At 70.5% G+C, this 17,127-nt stretch carries 17 protein-coding genes; 8 read left to right on the top strand and 9 right to left on the bottom strand.

Translation table 11 applies throughout. The features are described 5' to 3' along the window. Window positions 1-54 precede the first annotated feature (54 nt). From BT341_RS07965 to BT341_RS07950, 4 genes are all read right to left on the bottom strand, one after another. Window positions 55-882 (bottom strand): ABC transporter permease, encoded by an 828-nt coding sequence (locus BT341_RS07965; RefSeq protein WP_072475666.1) that lies wholly within the window; start codon window positions 880-882, stop codon window positions 55-57. Next, window positions 879-1,772 (bottom strand): ABC transporter permease, encoded by an 894-nt coding sequence (locus tag BT341_RS07960; RefSeq protein WP_072475665.1) that lies wholly within the window; start codon window positions 1,770-1,772, stop codon window positions 879-881. The genes BT341_RS07965 and BT341_RS07960 overlap by 4 nt, the downstream gene beginning before the upstream one ends. A gap of 76 nt (window positions 1,773-1,848) precedes the next feature. After that, on the bottom strand, window positions 1,849-2,898 hold the full coding sequence (locus BT341_RS07955) for an ABC transporter ATP-binding protein (RefSeq protein WP_072475664.1): 1,050 nt from the start codon (window positions 2,896-2,898) through the stop codon (window positions 1,849-1,851). Next, complete coding sequence (locus tag BT341_RS07950; protein WP_218177721.1) at window positions 2,895-4,121, bottom strand: extracellular solute-binding protein; 1,227 nt, start codon at window positions 4,119-4,121, stop codon at window positions 2,895-2,897. The genes BT341_RS07955 and BT341_RS07950 overlap by 4 nt, the downstream gene beginning before the upstream one ends. A 62-nt stretch (window positions 4,122-4,183) precedes the next feature. Between BT341_RS07950 and BT341_RS07945 the strand changes: the two genes are divergently transcribed. The 4 genes from BT341_RS07945 to BT341_RS07930 all read left to right on the top strand — a co-directional run bounded on the left by BT341_RS07945 (window position 4,184) and on the right by BT341_RS07930 (window position 7,454). Then, window positions 4,184-4,879: a GntR family transcriptional regulator gene (locus tag BT341_RS07945; RefSeq protein WP_084742793.1), complete on the top strand. Its 696-nt coding sequence runs from the start codon at window positions 4,184-4,186 to the stop codon at window positions 4,877-4,879. Then, window positions 4,876-5,781: a dihydrodipicolinate synthase family protein gene (locus BT341_RS07940; protein ID WP_072475661.1), complete on the top strand. Its 906-nt coding sequence runs from the start codon at window positions 4,876-4,878 to the stop codon at window positions 5,779-5,781. The genes BT341_RS07945 and BT341_RS07940 overlap by 4 nt, the downstream gene beginning before the upstream one ends. A 462-nt stretch (window positions 5,782-6,243) precedes the next feature. Beyond that, a complete protein-coding gene (locus BT341_RS07935; RefSeq protein WP_072475660.1) occupies window positions 6,244-7,275 on the top strand; it encodes a fatty acid desaturase family protein in 1,032 nt (343 codons plus the stop codon). Next, complete coding sequence (locus tag BT341_RS07930) at window positions 7,272-7,454, top strand: RGCVC family protein (protein WP_072475659.1); 183 nt, start codon at window positions 7,272-7,274, stop codon at window positions 7,452-7,454. Before BT341_RS07935 ends, BT341_RS07930 begins: the two co-directional genes overlap by 4 nt. A gap of 260 nt (window positions 7,455-7,714) precedes the next feature. Here the strand turns inward: BT341_RS07930 and BT341_RS07925 are convergent, their stop codons facing one another. Next, window positions 7,715-8,692 (bottom strand): RNA polymerase subunit sigma-70, encoded by a 978-nt coding sequence (locus tag BT341_RS07925; protein ID WP_281255974.1) that lies wholly within the window; start codon window positions 8,690-8,692, stop codon window positions 7,715-7,717. Window positions 8,693-8,888: 196 nt separating this feature from the next. On the opposite strand from BT341_RS07925, the gene lysA reads away from it, so the two are divergent. Next, the gene (lysA, locus tag BT341_RS07920) at window positions 8,889-10,232 is read left to right on the top strand and encodes a diaminopimelate decarboxylase (protein ID WP_072475658.1); all 1,344 of its coding nucleotides are present in this window, start codon (window positions 8,889-8,891) and stop codon (window positions 10,230-10,232) included. A gap of 169 nt (window positions 10,233-10,401) precedes the next feature. After that, window positions 10,402-10,878, top strand: coding sequence for an Lrp/AsnC family transcriptional regulator (locus tag BT341_RS07915; protein ID WP_072475657.1), 477 nt, complete (start codon window positions 10,402-10,404; stop codon window positions 10,876-10,878). A gap of 51 nt (window positions 10,879-10,929) precedes the next feature. Here the strand turns inward: BT341_RS07915 and helR are convergent, their stop codons facing one another. Then, on the bottom strand, window positions 10,930-13,134 hold the full coding sequence (gene helR, locus BT341_RS07910; RefSeq protein WP_143168503.1) for an RNA polymerase recycling motor ATPase HelR: 2,205 nt from the start codon (window positions 13,132-13,134) through the stop codon (window positions 10,930-10,932). A gap of 100 nt (window positions 13,135-13,234) precedes the next feature. Continuing rightward, complete coding sequence (locus BT341_RS07905) at window positions 13,235-15,052, bottom strand: LamG-like jellyroll fold domain-containing protein (RefSeq protein ID WP_072475655.1); 1,818 nt, start codon at window positions 15,050-15,052, stop codon at window positions 13,235-13,237. A 79-nt stretch (window positions 15,053-15,131) separates the two neighbouring features. Between BT341_RS07905 and BT341_RS07900 the strand changes: the two genes are divergently transcribed. Continuing rightward, window positions 15,132-15,518, top strand: coding sequence for a VOC family protein (locus BT341_RS07900; RefSeq protein WP_072475654.1), 387 nt, complete (start codon window positions 15,132-15,134; stop codon window positions 15,516-15,518). Here the strand turns inward: BT341_RS07900 and BT341_RS07895 are convergent. Continuing rightward, window positions 15,494-15,982, bottom strand: a complete 489-nt coding sequence (locus BT341_RS07895) for a DUF6328 family protein (RefSeq protein ID WP_072475653.1) — start codon at window positions 15,980-15,982, stop codon at window positions 15,494-15,496. The two genes, BT341_RS07900 and BT341_RS07895, sit on opposite strands and share 25 nt — an antisense overlap. Window positions 15,983-16,065: 83 nt before the next feature. Between BT341_RS07895 and BT341_RS07890 the strand changes: the two genes are divergently transcribed. Next, on the top strand, window positions 16,066-16,680 hold the full coding sequence (locus BT341_RS07890) for a GNAT family N-acetyltransferase (protein WP_072475652.1): 615 nt from the start codon (window positions 16,066-16,068) through the stop codon (window positions 16,678-16,680). 2 nt (window positions 16,681-16,682) lie between these two features. Here BT341_RS07890 and BT341_RS07885 read toward each other — a convergent pair whose 3' ends face one another. After that, window positions 16,683-17,075: a TIGR03667 family PPOX class F420-dependent oxidoreductase gene (locus tag BT341_RS07885; protein ID WP_072475651.1), complete on the bottom strand. Its 393-nt coding sequence runs from the start codon at window positions 17,073-17,075 to the stop codon at window positions 16,683-16,685. Window positions 17,076-17,127 lie beyond the last annotated feature (52 nt).

Genomic DNA, 17,127 nt, shown 5'->3' with positions numbered 1-17,127 from the left:
CAGATGTTCGAAGATGCGCGGTAAAGTCGATCACATGAGCGAACGAGCACCGCCTCAGGTTTCCTCGCGGATCCGGGTCACGAGCTGGGTCGGGTTCACGAACCGCAACGCGACGAGAAGGAGAACGAGCATGGACGCCGTGTAGATGGTCGCCATCGCGTCGACCGACTGGTTGGCGCGGATGCCCGCGGCGAACACGGAGTTGTAGAGCGCCACGACGAGGGTCGTCGAGTCCGGGCCGGCGGTGAGGAAGGTCAGCTCGAACATGCCGACCGTACGGACCAGCACGAGGATCGCCGCGGCCAGGATTCCCGGCAGCAGCAGCGGGCCGAGGATCCGGGTGAACACGGCGACGGTCCGCGCGCCGGACATGCGCGCCGCGGCTTCGATCTTCGGGTCGATCTGCTCGATGAACGGCGTCATGGTCAGCACGACGAACGGCACCGACGGCACCAGGTTCGCCAGGATGACGCCGGTGGTCGTGCCGGCCAGGTGGAACTTGTAGAGCACGGTGGCCAGCGGGATGCCGTAGGTGATGGGAGGGATGAGGATCGGCAGCACGAACAGCAGCATCACCAGGCGCTTGCCGGGAAACGAGCGGCGGGCCAGCGCGTAGGCGGCCGGCACACCGACGGCCACCGACACGGCGATCACCACGAGCGCGACGATCGCCGTGGTGAGGAGGACGTCCGACAGGCCGAACTCCCGCCAGGCGTCGGCGTACCAGTGGGTGGTGAAGCCGTCCGGTAGCCAGGTGCCGAACCACTGCTTGCCGAACGAGTCGACGACCACCGAGAGGACGACCCCGGCGAGGTTGACGAAGAAGAACACGACGACGGCCCAGACGACCCAACGTCCAGGACGCGCGACCCAACCGGTCATCCCTTGCCTCCGGTCGCTCCGCGGTACAGCGTGCCGCGCCACGCCATGACCAGGCCGATCACGATCAGCATGACCACCGCCATGAGCATCGCGACGGCCGAGCCCATCGAGTAGTCGTACTCCTCGAAGGCGGCGTGGTAGGCCGCGATCGAGATGACGCGGGTCTCGTTCGCGGGGTCGCCGACGAGCTGCGCCGAGGGGAAGACGGAGAACGCCATCACGAACGAGAGGCAGAAGGTGATCGCCAGGCCGGGAGCGAGCAGGGGCAGCGTGATCCGCCGGAAGCGCTGGACCCAGGTGGCGCCGAGCGTCGCGGCCGCCTTCTCCAGGGCGGGGTCGATGCCCGAGAGGTAGGACAACGTCAGCAGGAAGGAGAACGGGAAGCCGGTGATCACCAAGGACAGCAGCACACCGGTGTAGTTGTGGATCAGCGGGAGCGGCTGGTCGGTGATCCCGAGGACGGTGAGCACCTTGTTCAGCCAGCCGGCCGGACCGCCGTACATGATCAGGCCCTGCGCGGTGAGCACCGTGCCGAGCGTGATCGGCACGACGAGGATGGTGGTGAGGAGACGCTTGCCACGGACGCGGCCACGCATCACGTAGGCGATCGGAATGCTGGCGAGGACGTTGATGAACGTCGCGGGCAGCGCGATACCGAGGGTGGTCCAGATGGTGTCGCGCAGGTACGGGTCACCGAAGAAGCGCGCGTAGTTGGCGAAGACGCCACCCTTGCGCGGGGCGAACGACAGCTGGAGACCGTAGAGGAAGGGGTACAGGAAGAGGCAGAGGGTGACGAGGAGACCGGGCACGAGGAGCAGCAGGGTGCGATCGACACCCCGTTCGGCAAGCCGATGCCGCAAAGCGGGACGAGCACTGGCGACGGCGGTCACGGCGCAACCACCACCCCAGCTCGCACCGACGAGACGGCGGCGGTCTGCTCGACCGGAGTGCCGGACTCCGCGGCCGTCATGGGGCGAACACCAGTACCCGCTCGGCCGGGACGCTGATCTTCGCCAGATCTCCGGGCGCCAGGCGCTTGTCCGTCCGGAAGTACACCGGCACCCCGCTCGCCAACCGGGCCGACACCGACAGCTCGCGGCCGTGGTACTCCACGATCTCCACCGTCACCTCCAAGGCGTTGGCCGCGCCGTCGCCGATTACGAAGTCCTCCGGGCGGATCGCCACCTTCGCCGGGCCCTCCGTCACCGAGCCGCGGTTCGTGCCCGTCAGGCGGACTCCTTCGCCCTCGACCGTGGCCGATGTGCCTGCCGTCGCGGTGACCGTCAGGTCCAGCAGGTTGCGGTAGCCCATGAACGACGCGACGTAACTGTTCACCGGCTGGGCGTACACCTCCTCGGGTGTGCCGATCTGCTGGACCGTGCCCTCGCGGAGCACCACCAGGCGGTCCGCCAGTGACAGGGCCTCCTCCTGGTCGTGTGTGACGTACACCGTCGTCAGGCCCAGCGTCTGGTGGAGGCGGCGGATCTCCATGCGCATCTCCAGCCGGAGCTTGGCGTCCAAATTGGACAGCGGCTCGTCCATCAGCACGACCGGCGGCTCCAGCACCACCGCGCGGGCGATGGCCACGCGCTGTTGCTGGCCGCCCGACAGTTGCGCCGGGAACTTCGTCGCGTGGTCGGACAGCTGGACCAGGCGCAACGCATCGTCGACGCGCCGGCGGGCCTCCGCACGGCCCACCTTGCGCATCTTGAGGCCGAAGCCGACGTTGGCGCGGACCGACATGTGCGGGAACAGCGCGTAGTTCTGGAACACCATCCCGAATCCGCGCTGCTCGGGCGGCTGCCCGTCGATCCTGGCGCCGTCGAGCCAGATGCTGCCGCCCGTCAGGGGCAGCAAGCCGGCCAGGCAGTTCAGCGCCGTCGACTTGCCGCAGCCGGACGGGCCGAGCAGGGCCACGAACTCGCCGCGCGCGATGGTCAGGTCGAGGCCGCTCAGGGCGTTCGCGGTGCCGAAGCTGCGCGCGACCCCTTCCAACCGGAGCTGCGAGAACGTCACTTCTTGCCGACCTTCGAGCCGCCGACCAGCTGGTTCCACTTGTCGAACGCCTTCACCTGCTGCTCCGCCGGCAGCGACGTCTCCTTGGGGTACTGCGCGATCCACTGCTCGTACTCCGGGCGCCCGAACTGCTTGATCGTGTCCTGGCTCTTCTGCGGCGCCATCTGCAACGTGACGTCCTTGACCGCCGGGCCGGGGTAAAAATAGCCGTCGTCGTAGGCGATCGCCTGCTGGTCCGGCTTCAGCATCCACGCGATCAGCTGCAGGATCGCCGACTCCTGGTCCGGGCTCAGGCCCTTCGGGATCAGGGCGTACTGGGCGTCGGTGACCCAGTGCATCGGCTGCATGATCGCGGTCTTCACCGTGTTGGGCACCGTGCCGAGCTTGCGCGGGTTGATGTCCCAGCCGGTCGTCGACATGATCATGTCCACCGAGCCCGACGCGAGGTTCTTCATCGTCTCCGTGGTACCCGACGGGTAGTACTTCACGTACTTGCCCAGCTCCTGCAGGTACGCCCAGGTCTTGTCCCAGCCCTTGTCCGGGTCCTTCGGATCCTTGTCACCGAGCAGGTACGGCAGCCCCATCAGGAACGTGCGGCCCGGGCCGGAGTTCGACGGCTGCGCGTACTGGAACTTGTCCGGGTGCGCCTTGGCCCAGTCGAGCAGCTCCTGCGGGGACGCCGGCGCCGCCGGGACCGCTGCCGGGTTGTACTCCAGCAGCGGGCCGGACGGGTAGTAGACGACCTCGACGCCGTAGCCGTTCGCCAGCTCCTGCATCTTGGCCGCGGGCTCCAGGTAGTTCTGCATCAGGTTCGGGAACCGGGCGGAGAAGTCCGGCAGGATTTTGGCGAGGGTGCCATTGGCGATGCCCGCGGACAGGCCGTCCGTGCCGCTGAGGACCAGGTGCGTCTGGGCGACCCCGCCGTCCTGCTCGGCCTTCAGCTTGCCCGCCATGCTCGGCGCCGGCGCCGTCGAATAGGTGACCTTCGAGAGGACCTCGGGGTGCGCGGCCTTGAAGTTCTCGATCATCTGCTTGGTGAGCTGCAGGTTGCCCGCGATGTCGAGGATGTTGAGCTCGACGGGTTTGCCCGGCTTGTCGGGCACGGACTGGGGGTTCGCCGCCTGACCGCCGTCGCCGCCGGGCGCGCCGCAGGCCGCCAGGCCGGTGGCGAGGCTCGCCGCCAGCAACACTCGTCGGAATCGGAAGCCGGTGCGACGCTGCATGGCTGCTCCCTAGGCCCGTGCTAATGTTGTATGTCGCATCGTATATCAGATCGGACATGCCAGTGGCGAGCACTTCTTCGGCCAGGAGGCCGCCGCCGCCCGTCTCGCGGACGGATTTCGTCCGTGACGCCATCAAGGAAGCGATCTTGAGCGGCGAGTTCCAGCCGGGCGAAACCCTCGTCGAAGCCGAGGTGGGCGCCCTGCTCGGGGTGTCGAAGACGCCGGTGCGGGAGGCACTGCGGATCCTCGCCGGTTCCGGTTTGGTCACGATGAGCACGTACAAGGGCGCCGCGGTCCGGATCATGGACACCGAGAGCGCGTACGCGGTGTACGACCTGCGCGCGCTTCTCGAGCCCGAAGCCATCCGACGTGCTGTCGAGCGCGGAGCGGACTTCAGCGAAGCGCGGCAGGTCCTGGCCGAGGTCGGCACCGGCACGGGACCCGCCGACCGCGCGAAGGCCAGCCTGACCAACCGGCTGTTCCACCGCGCGCTCTACGCCGGCTGCGGGAACCCGCTGCTCGTCGAGATCCTCGACGGGCTACGCGACCAGGCCGCGCTGATCACCGTCACCGGCTGGGGCATCAGCCCGACCTGGCAGGGCGAAGCGGCCGAGCACCGGGCGATCCTGACCGCCGCCGAAAGCGGGAACGCGCGGCAGGCCGAACACCTGCTGCGCCGGCACATCACGGATTTCATCGACCGGGTCGCGTTCGGGCTCGGCGGCGAACACACCACAGAAACGAAGGGGGCCCGATGACGTTCGAGCAGCAGAGGCGGCGGCTTTCCGGGGTGGTGGCCATCCCGGTCACGCCGTTCGACGCCGAGGGCGCCGTCGACGGGCAGACGTACGCGAAGCTCGTGGACCGGCTGGTCACCGGCGGCATCGAGGTCGTGACGCCGAACGGGAACACCGGCGAGTTCTACGCGCTGGACGCGGCGGAAGCCCGGCACTGCCTGGAGGTCACCGTCGAAGCCGTGGCGGGCCGGGCCGAGGTGCTCGCCGGGATCGGCCACGACGTCGCGTCGGCGACGCGGGCCGCGACGCACGCGCGGGACGCCGGAGCCGGCATGATCATGATCCACCAGCTGGTGCATCCGTACATCTCCGGGGACGGCTGGGTCGACTACCACGCCGCGATCGCGGACGCGGTGCCCGAACTCGGCGTCGTGCTGTACGTCCGCAACCCCGCGATCACCGGCGAGCAGCTGCGCGCGCTGGGCGAGGCGGCGCCGAACGTCATCGGCGTGAAGTACGCGGTGCCGGACCCGGTGCGGTTCGGTTCGGTCGCGCGCGACGCGGGCTTCGACCGGTTCGTCTGGATCGCCGGGCTGGCCGAGCTCTCCGCGCCCGGCTACTTCGCCGTCGGCGCCACCGGCTTCACGTCGGGCCTGGTCAACGTGGACCCGGCGATCTCCCTGGAGATGTTCCGCGCACTGTCCACAGGGGACTACCCGGCGGCGATGACGGTCTGGGAGCGCATCCGGCCGTTCGAAGAGCTGCGCGCGGCGAACGGGAACGCCAACAACGTCAGCGTCGTCAAGGAGGCGCTCGCCCAGCTGGGCCTGTGCCGTCCCGACGTCCGCCCGCCGAGCCGGCTGCTGACGGCGGCCGAACGCGAGCAGCTGTCCGGACTGGTCTCGACATGGGGGCTCATGTAGCGGGCGGTTCGCCGGCGGCCGGGGCGCGGTGACGCCGTACCCCGGCTCGCCGACGAGCCACTCGACAGAAGCCTGCCCCGCGGAAACCTCGTTGTAGCAGCCCTGGTGGGCGCCCCGGGCGTCGCTCTGCGCGACTGCGGGCGGCTGCTCGCCGGCCAACCGGCCGGCACGGCTGCGAAACGAACGGGTCCCGGACCCGGGTTCGGCTCCTGTCCCCGGCCGGCGTGCTCCGGCCGGAAGTCACGGGTGTGTGGTGGATCACCTTCATCCCGATGTGGCCGACTGTACACCTCTTCGGCGGTCCGCGGGGAATTGCCACCGGGGCCGCCGGGTGGGACCCTGAGGGCATGCCGCGGGACGCACCCCCGGCCAGGCCCCAGTGCCCTTATCCCGGATCGGCCCGGCTCACGTTGACCGGAAACCGTTGCTGGACAAGCATTTCAGCTGACCAGAACGGCGGACATGACTTCGCTTCAGGCTCCGGAAACCTCGCACGGCAGTGACTTCGCCGAGCTGTCCCGGTTGATCAAGGACGCCGGGCTCCTCCGGCGGCGCCGGCGTTACTACGCGATGCGCATCGCGCTCAACCTCGCGGCGTTCGGCGGCGGCTGGGCCGCCTTCGCCTACCTGGGCGACTCGTGGTGGCAGCTGTTCCTCGCCGCGTTCTTCGCCATGGTGTTCGCGCAGCTGTCGTTCATCGGGCACGACGCCGGGCACAAGCAGATCTTCCGCACCCGCCGGGCGAACGACGCCACCGGGCTCGTCCACGGTGGACTGACGGGCCTGAGCTACGGCTGGTGGATCGGCACGCACGCGCGTCACCACGCCAATCCGAACAACGAGGACGAGGACCCGGACGTCGACATCGCCGCGCTCGCGTTCAGCAGGGCGCAGAGCTCGCGCAAGCGCGGATTCCTGCGCTGGGTGGCGAAGTACCAGGCGTTCCTGTTCTTCCCGCTGCTCCTGCTGGAAGGCCTGAACCTGCACGTCTCGAGCGTGAAAGCGGTGTGGCGCCGCGACGTCCGCAAGCACCGGCTGGAGTCCGCGCTGCTGATCGCGCACCTGCTCGCGTACCTCGCGGCGGTGTTCATCGTGCTGTCGCCGCTGACGGGCATCATCTTCATCCTGGTGCACCAGTTCCTGTGGGGCCTGTACATGGGCTGCTCGTTCGCGCCCAACCACAAGGGCATGGAGATGCTCGCGACCGGGCACGAGCTGGACTTCCTGCGCAAGCAGGTACTGACGTCGCGCAACATCCGCGGCGGCCGCGTCGCCGACTTCGCCCTCGGCGGGCTGAACTACCAGATCGAGCACCACTTGTTCCCGAGCATGGCCCGGCCGAACCTCAAGCACGCGCAGGTGATCGTCCGGGAGTTCTGCGCCGGGCGCGGCATCGCGTACGCCGAGTGCGGCTGGGCCCGCTCGTACGGCTACGTGCTGCAGCACCTCCACGCGGTGAGCACACCCCTGCGCAGGCCGGAGGTGACGGCATGACGGCCCCGAGGCTTGAGGCCCCGGAGGTGCCCCGCTCGGGCACGCGATGCCCGAGCTGCCCGCACCCGCTGGGCACCCACGACGCGATCGCCCGCCGCTACTGCGCGGCGACGGCGGCCGGCCGGACGGAGGACCGCGGCTGCGTGTGCGGCACGGCGGCGGACCACAAGACGGCCTGATCGCGGGCCGTTCGGGCGAGGTACCAGCGGCAGACGGCGCCTGCATCCGGCTGCTTGCGGCAGGCCGGGCACGCTTCACCGCGGCGCACACCCCACCGACAGGCCGGTCACGCGTCCGCCGGGCGGCGCAGCCCTGCCTCGCCGCGCCGGCGGTGCTCGTCGGCCTCACCCAGGGCGGCATCGCGCTCGGCGAGCGCGGCGGCCGTCGTCGCTTCGAGCTGGTGCCGCAGTGTCGTGAGGGCAACCCCGTCCGCCGCCGGTTACTCGGCCTCCGGCGGCACCGGCGGCAGACCGAACGCCGGGAACACCGCCGGGGCGAACGTCGTCACCTCGGCCACCTGGCCGTCGGCCACCCGCAGGACGTTGAGGGCGAACGCGTGGAACCGGCCGTCGTGACGGAGGTACGTCGCCACGGCCGGGACGCCGTTCGCGCGGGTCGGGATCATGCTCAGCTCCATCGGCCCGCGCAGCACCGGTGCCCAGCCTTCGAGGACCGTCGCGCGGCCGCCGTACCAGGTCGGGTGGGGCCCGTCGTGGCCGCCGGCGCCTGGCTGGTGGCTGCAACGGACGTCGTCGCGGAGCACCTTCGCCAGCGTCGTCTCGTCCGCCGCCGTGATCGCCGAGATGTACCGCGAGACGACCGCGCGCTCTTCGCCGCTCGAAGCGACGCGCCACTCCGTACGCCGCGAAGGCAGCTGCTCCTTCAACTCTGCCCGCGCCCGCTGCAGCGAGCTGTTCACCGAAGCCGGAGTTGTCTCCAATGCGATTGCGGTCTCCTTCGCCGACCAGCCGACGACGTCGCGAAGGATCAATACAGCGCGTTGCCGCGGCGAGAGGTACTGGACGGCCGCGAGGAACGTCAGCTCGACCGTCTCCCGCGAGATCGCGTCCTCGAGCAGGTCGTCCGGCGCCGGTTGCAGCCACGGCACCGCGGCCGCGGGGCGGGGCGCCAGGTGCGAGTCGACCGCCACCGGGAGGTCCACCGAAGGGACGACACGCGGCGTCCGGTCGAGGAAGTCGAGACACGCGTTCGTGGCGATCCGGTACAGCCAGGCGCGCACGCTCGCGCGCCCGGCGTACTGGTCACGCCCGCGCCACGCACGCAGGAACGTCTCCTGCACCAGGTCCTCGGCTTCGTCGAGCGACCCCAGGAACCGGTAGCAGTGCACCCGCAGCTCCCGCCGGTGGCGCTCGGTCAGTTCGGCGAACTCGGTCTCGTCCATCGTGTCGGTAACCATGCCCGGTGTGACGGCGGCCGCGCCGGAAATTCAGCTTTGCGCAGGTCAGCCGAGGTGTGGCCGAAGTTACTCGCGCGTTAAGGAGGCGTCAGCGAGCGGGGAAACACCGTCAGATCGGCGTTCACGGGTGATCCACCCCGGCCGGCGCGGCGGTGTTCTGGCGAGGTCCGATCCGCCGTGATGCCCGGAGGCACCCGTGACACTCAGCGAGCTTCTTCCCAGCTTGGGCTGCGAAGCCGCCGATCACCTCGAACCCGGAGTCTGGCCGCGAAGCACCCGACTCGGCGAAGACGGCGAACTGCTCTTCGCCGGCGCGCGCCTCAGTCACCTGGCTGCCCGCTTCGGCACGCCGTCGTACTTCATCGACGAGCAGCAAGTACGCGACACCGCGCGTGAGTACCGCCTTGCGCTGCCGGACGTCGAAGTCGCGTACGCGAGCAAGGCGTTGTGTACGCGCGCTGTCCTGCGTTGGGTCGCCGAAGAGAGGTTGTCGCTCGACACGTGCTCCGCCGGTGAAATCGCCGTCGCACGTTCTGTCGGCTTTCCTGCCGAGCGCATGCTGCTGCACGGCAACGCGAAGACGCCTGAAGACCTGAAGGCCGCGTTGTCCTACGGCGTCCGGCGGATCGTGGTCGACTCGCTCGACGAGATCGAGCAGCTGGGCGCGCTCGCCCACGGCGCGCAGCAGGTCATGATCCGCGTGACGCCGGGTGTCGCGGCGGGCGCGCACACGGCCATCAGCACCGGCACCGAAGGCCAGAAGTTCGGCTTCTCGCTCCTCGACGGCGTACCCGACAACGTCGACGCCGCAGTAGAAGCCGTGCGAGCGCAACCCGGGTTGCGGCTCGTCGGCTTGCACTGCCACATCGGCTCGCAGGTCTCGCGCGTCGACCGGTACGAAGCGGCCGCGCGGCGGATGGCCGACGTGCTCGTCCGCATCCGCGGCACCCACGGCGTCACGCTGCGAGAGCTGGACCTCGGCGGCGGGCACGCGGTGCCGTACGTCGGCGGCGAGCCCGCGTTCGACCTCGGCGGCTACTCGCGACGGCTGCGCGTCGCGCTGGCCTACGAGTGCGCCGCGCACGGCTTTCCGCTGCCGCGCCTGACGATCGAGCCGGGCCGGGCGATCGTCGGCCCGGCCGGGATCACGGTGTACCGCGTGTGCGCGGTCAAGCGCGGCACCCGCACGTTCGTCGCGGTCGACGGCGGCATGAGCGACAACGCGCGGCCGTCGCTCTACGGCGCCCGCTACACGACCCGGCTCGTCGGGCGCCGCTCCACGGCGAAGCGCACGCCGATGACGGTCGTCGGACGGCACTGCGAAGCCGGCGACGTCCTCGCCGACGGCCTCTGCCTGCCCGCCGACCTGCACGCGGGTGACCTGCTGGCCGTGCCGTGCACCGGCGCGTACCACCACTCGCTGGCCTCGAACTACAACCAGGTCGGGCGGCCCCCGCTGGTCGGCGTCCGCCACGGCGTGGCCACGCTGCTGGTGCGCCGCGAGACCGAGGAGGACCTGCGCCGCCGCGACGTCGGCTGAACCGGCCTCGGAATGACTCGTGAATTTCCTCCACAGCCACCGATTCCTCGGCAAATCACGATCCTCGCGCCGGATCGCGTGAAGCTGACGCTGGGGTCTCGCTTTCTCGGCAGGTCTCGATACGCTGCGCACTTGACAAATCACATGCCGAAACACAGGGAGGGACGGCATGGGTGACGATTCACGAGCGCGCGGACTGGACAACACGGACAGAGCGTTGATCGGCCTGCTGCAGCAGGACGGCCGCGCGTCGTTCACCGCGCTCGCGAAGGCGGTCGGGCTCTCGGAAGGAGCCGTCCGCCAGCGCGTGCAGCGCCTGCTGCGCGACGACCTCATGCAGATCGTCGCGGTGACCGACCCGGCCAACGTCGACCTGACCAGACAGGCGATGGTCGGGATCAACGTCGACGGCGCCGATCCGCGCGAGGTCGCCGACCGGCTGTCCGAGCTGCCGAACGTGCACTACGTCGTGTTGTGCGCGGGGCGCTACGACCTGCTGGCCGAGCTCGTCTGCCGGGACGACGACCACATGCTCGAGGTGCTGGGCGACGAGGTCCGCAAGATCGACGGGGTCTCCGGGACCGAGCTGTTCGTGTACCTGAAGCTGGCCAAGCAGAACTACGCCTGGGGCCGGCTCACGGCGTAGCGGTCGTGAGTGAGAAACAGTGTTCTAACCCTGTTTCTCACTCACGAGGCGCTACAGGAACCGCCGGTGCCCGGCCCGCGCCGGGACGCCCGCTTCGGCGAGCCCGGACAGCTCCGCCGGGAGCGGATCACGGTGCAGCACGCCGAGGCGCTGCGTCGCGCGGGTGAGCGCGACGTAGAGCTCGGCCGCTCCGCGCGCGCCGCCGGCCAGGATCCGCTCCGGCTCGACGACGAGGACCGCGTCGAACTCCAGGCCCTTGGTCGCCGACGGCGGCACCGCGCCGGGCACGCCGGGCGGCCCGATGACGACGCTCGTGCCTTCCCGGCCGGCCTCGTCGCGGACGAACTCGGCGACGGCCTCGTGCAATTCGCCGTCCGCAACTCGCCGCGCCCACGGCCGGGCCCCGCTCGCGCGCACCGACTCCGGCGGCCGGACGTCCGGCGCGAACCGCCCGAGCAGCGCACCGGCGACGGCCATGATCTCCGCCGGCGTGCGGTAGTTCACGCTCAGCTGCCGGTACACCCACCGGTCGGCGACGTACGGCGCCAGCATCGGCCCCCACGCCGTCGCCCCGGCCGCGTTGCGCCGCTGGGCGAGGTCGCCGACGATCGTGAACGACCGGCTCGGGCACCGCCGCATCAGCACCCGCCAGTCCATTTCGGACAGTTCCTGTGCCTCGTCGACGACGACGTGCCCGTACGTCCAGTCCCGGTCGGCCGCCGCGCGTTCGGCGAGGTCGCGTGTGTCGCGCTCGACGAACCGTTCGGCCAGCTCCACGGCGTCGAGCAGGTTCTCGGCGACCAGCAGCACGTCCTCGTCGAGTTCTTCGCGATCCAGTTTCAGGACGTCCATGACGCCGGCGGCGTATTCGGCCTCTTCCTCCGCCTGCCGGCGGTCGGCGGCACGCTCGGCGGAGACGTCCCGGCCCAGCAGTCCGGCCAGCTCGTCGAGCAACGGTACGTCGGACACCGTCCAGGCCGCGCCGTCCGCGCGGAACAGCGCCGGGTCGGCCCCGGCGGTTTCGAGCCGGCGCGGCGACATGTACAGCGGAGCCAGCAACGTCTCCGGCGTCAGCTCCGGCCACAACCCGCCGAGCACCGCGGCGAGCGCTTCGTGTTCCGCCAGCTCGTCGAGGACGTCGGCGCGAAGGTCGGCCCACGCGCCGCGGTCCTCCGGGGTCAGCCAGCCCGCACCGATCTTCGTCACGGCTCGTCCGGCGAGGATCGCCATGACGTGCTCGCGGAACACCGGGCGGGCCTCGTTGTGCGGCAGCCCGGATTCGCGCGCCGCGCGTCGCGCTTCGCTCGCGACGTCGGCGTCGAGCGCGACGGTGACGTCGGCCAGCTCGACGGGCACCGGTTCGCCGGGAACCTGCTGCCGGTCGGCGACCGCGGCCTTCAGCACGTCGAGGATCTTCAGCGATCCCTTGACCCTGGCCACCTCCGGCGCGTCCTCGGCGGTGACGCGCAAGCCCGGAACGAGGTCGCCGGGCGTCATGAAGACGACGTCCGACTCGCCCAGCGACGGCAGCACGCGGCCGATGTGGTCGAGGAACACCGGGCTGGGCCCGACCACCAGTACGCCGCTGCGCGACATCCGCTCGCGCTGGGTGTAGAGCAGGTACGCCACGCGGTGCAACGCGACGGCGGTCTTGCCGGTGCCGGGTCCGCCCTCGACCACCAGGACGCCCGCGTGGCCGAGGCGGATGATCTCGTCCTGCTCGGCCTGGATCGTCGCGACGATGTCCCGCATGCCTTCGCCACGCGGCGCGTTCACGGCCGCCAGCAGCGCCGCGTCTCCCCGGTCGCCCGCCGACGGCCGGCCGAGGACTTCGTCGGTGAAATCGACGACCCGGCGCCCCATCGTGTGGAACTGACGGCGCCGGCGGACGTTTTCCGGCCGCGCCGCGGTGGCGACGTAGAACGGCCGCGCCGCCGGCGCCCGCCAATCCAGCAGGAACGGTTCGTAGTCGTTTTCCGCGTCGAACAGGCCGATCCGCCCGATGTAGCTGGTTTCCCCCGAAACGGCGTCCAGGCGGCCGAAACAAAGCCCGTTGTCGGCGACGTCCAGCCGGGCCGCCTCCCGCGACCGGCAGCTTACGTCGGTCTCCCGCTCTCCCGGTGTCAGCCCGGTTTGCCCGAGTGCACCGTGGTAGCGGGCCTGCGCCACCGCGCGCTCGCGGTCGAGCCGCTCGTACAGCGCGGCGACGTAGGCCCGTTCGTCCCGCAATTCCTCGTCGTACCCCTGATTTGACAAGTTCCCCTCACAGCGGTTAGACTTATGGAACATTCGGCGGTTCTCTTCACTATTTCGGAGAGCGCGCCGAATTTTTATTGTCCACCCGCTGTCAAGGCCCTCAGCCCAGCATGAATTCGCGCGGATCCAGCGGCCGGTCCACCACCCGCACGTCACCCAGCAACCCCGCGAAGCTCCGGTCGACCTTCCCGTCGTACGACGACGCCCCGACCAGCCACGGACCACCCGGATCGGCCAGCCCGACCGCCGGCGTGGCCGGGTTCCGCACCACCGGGCAGCCGTCGACGTAGACGACCGTCCGCCGCCCGTCGTTCACCACGGCGACGTGCCACCACTTTTCGACCGGCAGCTCGTGGCCCCAGTTCGTCGAGATCCGGTCCTGGTTCAGCGGGAACACCGCCCACTGCAGCTCACCACCGTCCGAAAGGGACAGCGTGGCGGCTGATTCCTTCGGGTCGTCGCCGGTCTTCCCGGCGGCCGCGCCGCTGCCCTGCCGGGCGAACAACCCGCACCAGCCGTGGTGGCCGTCCTTGAAGTTCGACGGCAGCCAGAAGAACGCCTCGACGGTGTACCCGCGCTCGAACTTCAGCCGGTTCATCGGCGCCGAATCGACCGTACGCAGGTACGCGCCACGGCTCGGGTCCCGGCCACCGTCGAACCGCAGGCTCGCCCGCGACGGCTGCCGCGGCGAGAACTCCGCGGAGAACTTCAGCGCGTCCGGGCCGCTGCCCGGCGCGGTGACGCGCGTGAGGTCGTTGCCGCGGCCGGTCTGGTCACGCACGACGACGTCGTCCGGCACCGGCTTGCCGTCCTGCCCGCCCTCGAAACGCCAGTAGGCAACCGTTCCAGGCACCAGCAGTTGCCGCGCCGGACGAGCAGGCGGCACCGGTACGGGCGAGAAGCCCTTGAACCGCTCGGCGAAGTCGATCTCGAGGCTGAAGTAGTCGGCCGTGCCGCTGCGCTCGACCTCGACCCGCTGCATCTCGGACAGGTGGTCCTGCGCGGCGAGCCACGGCGAGAACGTCCGGACGTCGATCACGCCGCGTGCCAGGTCGAACTGGTAGAGCCGGATCATCGCGCTGCCGCCGTAGTAGCGGTCCTGGTAGTTGGCGATGTGGACGTGCACGTCGTGCCCGGCGGCGTTCTTCCGTACGGTGCGCCCGGTCGGCCAGTAGTGGCCGTTGAGCGTGAGGAAGATCTGGTCGTTGCCCTGGACGAGCTCCTGCCAGACGTGCTCGCCGAACGTCGAGAACTGGGCCTGGTGGTCGTCGTCGGCCCAGACCAGCTCGTGGATGGTGAGGATCGCCGGCAGCGCCGGGTGCTGGGCGAGGACCTGCTTGGCCCAGTTCAGGCCACCCGCCGACGGCCGCCAGTCGAGGGCGAGCAGCAGCCACTCCCGGCCGCCGCCGCGGAACACGTGGTAGGTGTTGTAGCCGTCCTTCGACGCGCCCCGGAACGTCGGCGAGTTCCGCTGCCGCTGCGGGCCGAAGGCGTCGAGGTAGGGCGACGGGCCGCGCTGGTCGTCTTTCGAGCCGTCGATGTCGTGGTTGCCCGCCAGGGTGCTGTACGGGAACCGGCGGCGGTCGAGGGCCTGGAACGACCGGCTGATGCGGGCGAACTCGTCCGCGCGGCCGTTCTGCGTGAGATCTCCGAGGTGAGCGAGGAAGACAACGTTGTCATCCGCCTCGTCGAGGACGTAGCGCAGCGACGCGTCCAGCGGGGCCGCGTCGCCGCGGTCCTCGTCGAACAGGTACTGCGTGTCCGGCATGACCACGAGCGTGAACCGCGGATCTTCGGGATCGGGGCGGTGGCGGCCGGTCGCTTCGGCGGCCGGCGCGCCGAGGACGCCCGGCAGGGTCGCCGCCGCGGCGACGGCCGGGGCGCCGAGGAGGAAGGTCCGGCGAGAAGTGTCAGTCACGCGCGGGAAGCTACGGGCGCCGCCCGACCGCCCCGGCAACTGCTGCCGAACACCGGATGAACAGCGGTACTGTTCGCGCATGAGCGGCCCGCGGGTGTTCCGGCTGATCCAGCCCGTCGACGACATCGAGGCGGCGGTCGCGTTCTACGGCCGGGTGCTCGGCGACGCCGGCGAGCGGATCGCGCTCAACCGGCACTACTTCACCTGCGGTGGCGTCGTGCTCGCCTGCGTCCAGCCGCCGGACCCCGAGCCGCGCCCGCGGAAGGACCCGCGGATCGTCTACCTGGCGGTCGACGACGTCGACGAGACCTACCGGCGGGTGCGTGCCGCCGGGCCGCGCTGGATCGACGACGCGATCGAGACCCAGTTCTGGGGCGAACGCTCCTTCTACGCCGACGACCCGTCCGGCAACCCGCTCTGCTTCGTCCAGGAAGACACGCTCTACTTGGGCGGCCCGGTCGGCTGAGCGCCGTTCGCCGGGTTCAGCCGCAGCGGCATGGCGAACCAGAGGCCGCCGAAGATCAGCAGGCACAGCACAGCCATGACGATCATCGCGATCTGGCCGTAGACGACCTTGGCGATCAGCGCGACTGTCGAGGTGATGGCCAGGGCCAGGCAGACCAGGCCGACCAGCACGAGCCGGTTGCCGACGGTCAGGATCCGCTCGCGGCTGCCGGTGCGGAACAGCAGCCGGTGCCACGCCGCGGGCGCGGTCAGCAACGCCGTCGCCGCCACCGCGAGGGTCACCGCCGACAGGTGGAGCGACTTTTCGAACCCGCTCGCGTCGTGGAAGCGGTCGGTGAACACGACCGAGAGCAGGAACCCGAAGAGGATCTGCACGCCCGCCTGGGCGACGCGCAGCTCCTGCAGCAGCTCGCCGACGTTGCGCTGCAGCTTCTCGTTGCGGGTCTCGCCGGTGTGTTCGTGCACAGGAAAACGATACGTGGACTCCCACGGCCGCACCGGGTGGAAAACGACGGTCGCGGACCCGGAACAGGGCCTAGGGTGCGGGCATGACCGACGAGCACGTCAGCGTCGTCCCCGCCAACGAGGCGTCGTGGGAGGACATCGCCGCCGTCTTCGGGACCGCCGACTACCCCGGCCGCTGCCAGTGCCAGCGGTTCAAGGTCGCCGGCTGGATCTGGCGCGACTCCACGCAGGAGGAGCGGACCGCGAGCCTGCGGGCCCAGACCGCCTGCGGCAACCCCGGCGCGGCCACCACGAGCGGGCTCGTGGCGTACGTCGACGGCGAGCCGGTCGGCTGGGTCGCCGTGGAGCCGCGGACCGCCTACCCCAAGCTGCGCGGCTCGCGCGTCCCGTGGACCGGCCGCGCCGAGGACAAGGACGACGACGGCGTCTGGGCGGTGACGTGCTTCGCCGTGCGCAAGGGCTACCGCGGCCGCGGCCTCACCTACCCGCTCGCGCGCGCCACGATCGGCTTCGCCCGCGAGCGCGGCGCCCGCGCGCTCGAGGCGTACCCGATGATCACCGAGCCGGGCAAGGAGATCACCTGGGGCGAGCTGCACGTCGGCGCCCGGCAGGTGTTCGCCGACGCCGGGTTCGCCGAAGTCGCCCACCCCACCCCGCGACGCGTGGTCATGCGGATCGAACTGTCCCCTGTGGACTGACCTCAGAACCCCCAGGACTTCTCGGGCACCACGCGGATGCGGACGGAGTACGCGGCATCGAAGGCCTCCGGCGAGTCGAAGCCGATCCCCGCGTAGCGCGGGCCGTACTTGTCGAGGTAGCCGGGCGCCTCGGCGGCCGTCCCCTCCTCGACGTGCGCCGATCCGTTGACCACGAGGATCGCGCCGCCGTGCTCATTGCTGTTGAGGTGGAAGCTCACCTCGGGGTTCGCTTCGATGTGCCGCAGCTTCGCGGTGCCGGGCCGGCTGAACACCACGATGTCTTCGCCGTCGAGGACGAACCACACGGGCCGCGGTGCGGGCCGCCCCTTCGGCGTGACGGTGGTCAGCCAGCCGATCGGCTCCGCGGCGCGGTCGGCGAGTTTCGGTACTGCCATGTCGGTGCCCCCTGATCATCATCGGTCTTCTGTGACCCAGGTAACCACAGGG

Source organism: Amycolatopsis australiensis, from assembly GCF_900119165.1.
GTDB lineage: Bacteria > Actinomycetota > Actinomycetes > Mycobacteriales > Pseudonocardiaceae > Amycolatopsis > Amycolatopsis australiensis.
This window is presented reverse-complemented; position numbering and strand designations above follow the sequence as displayed.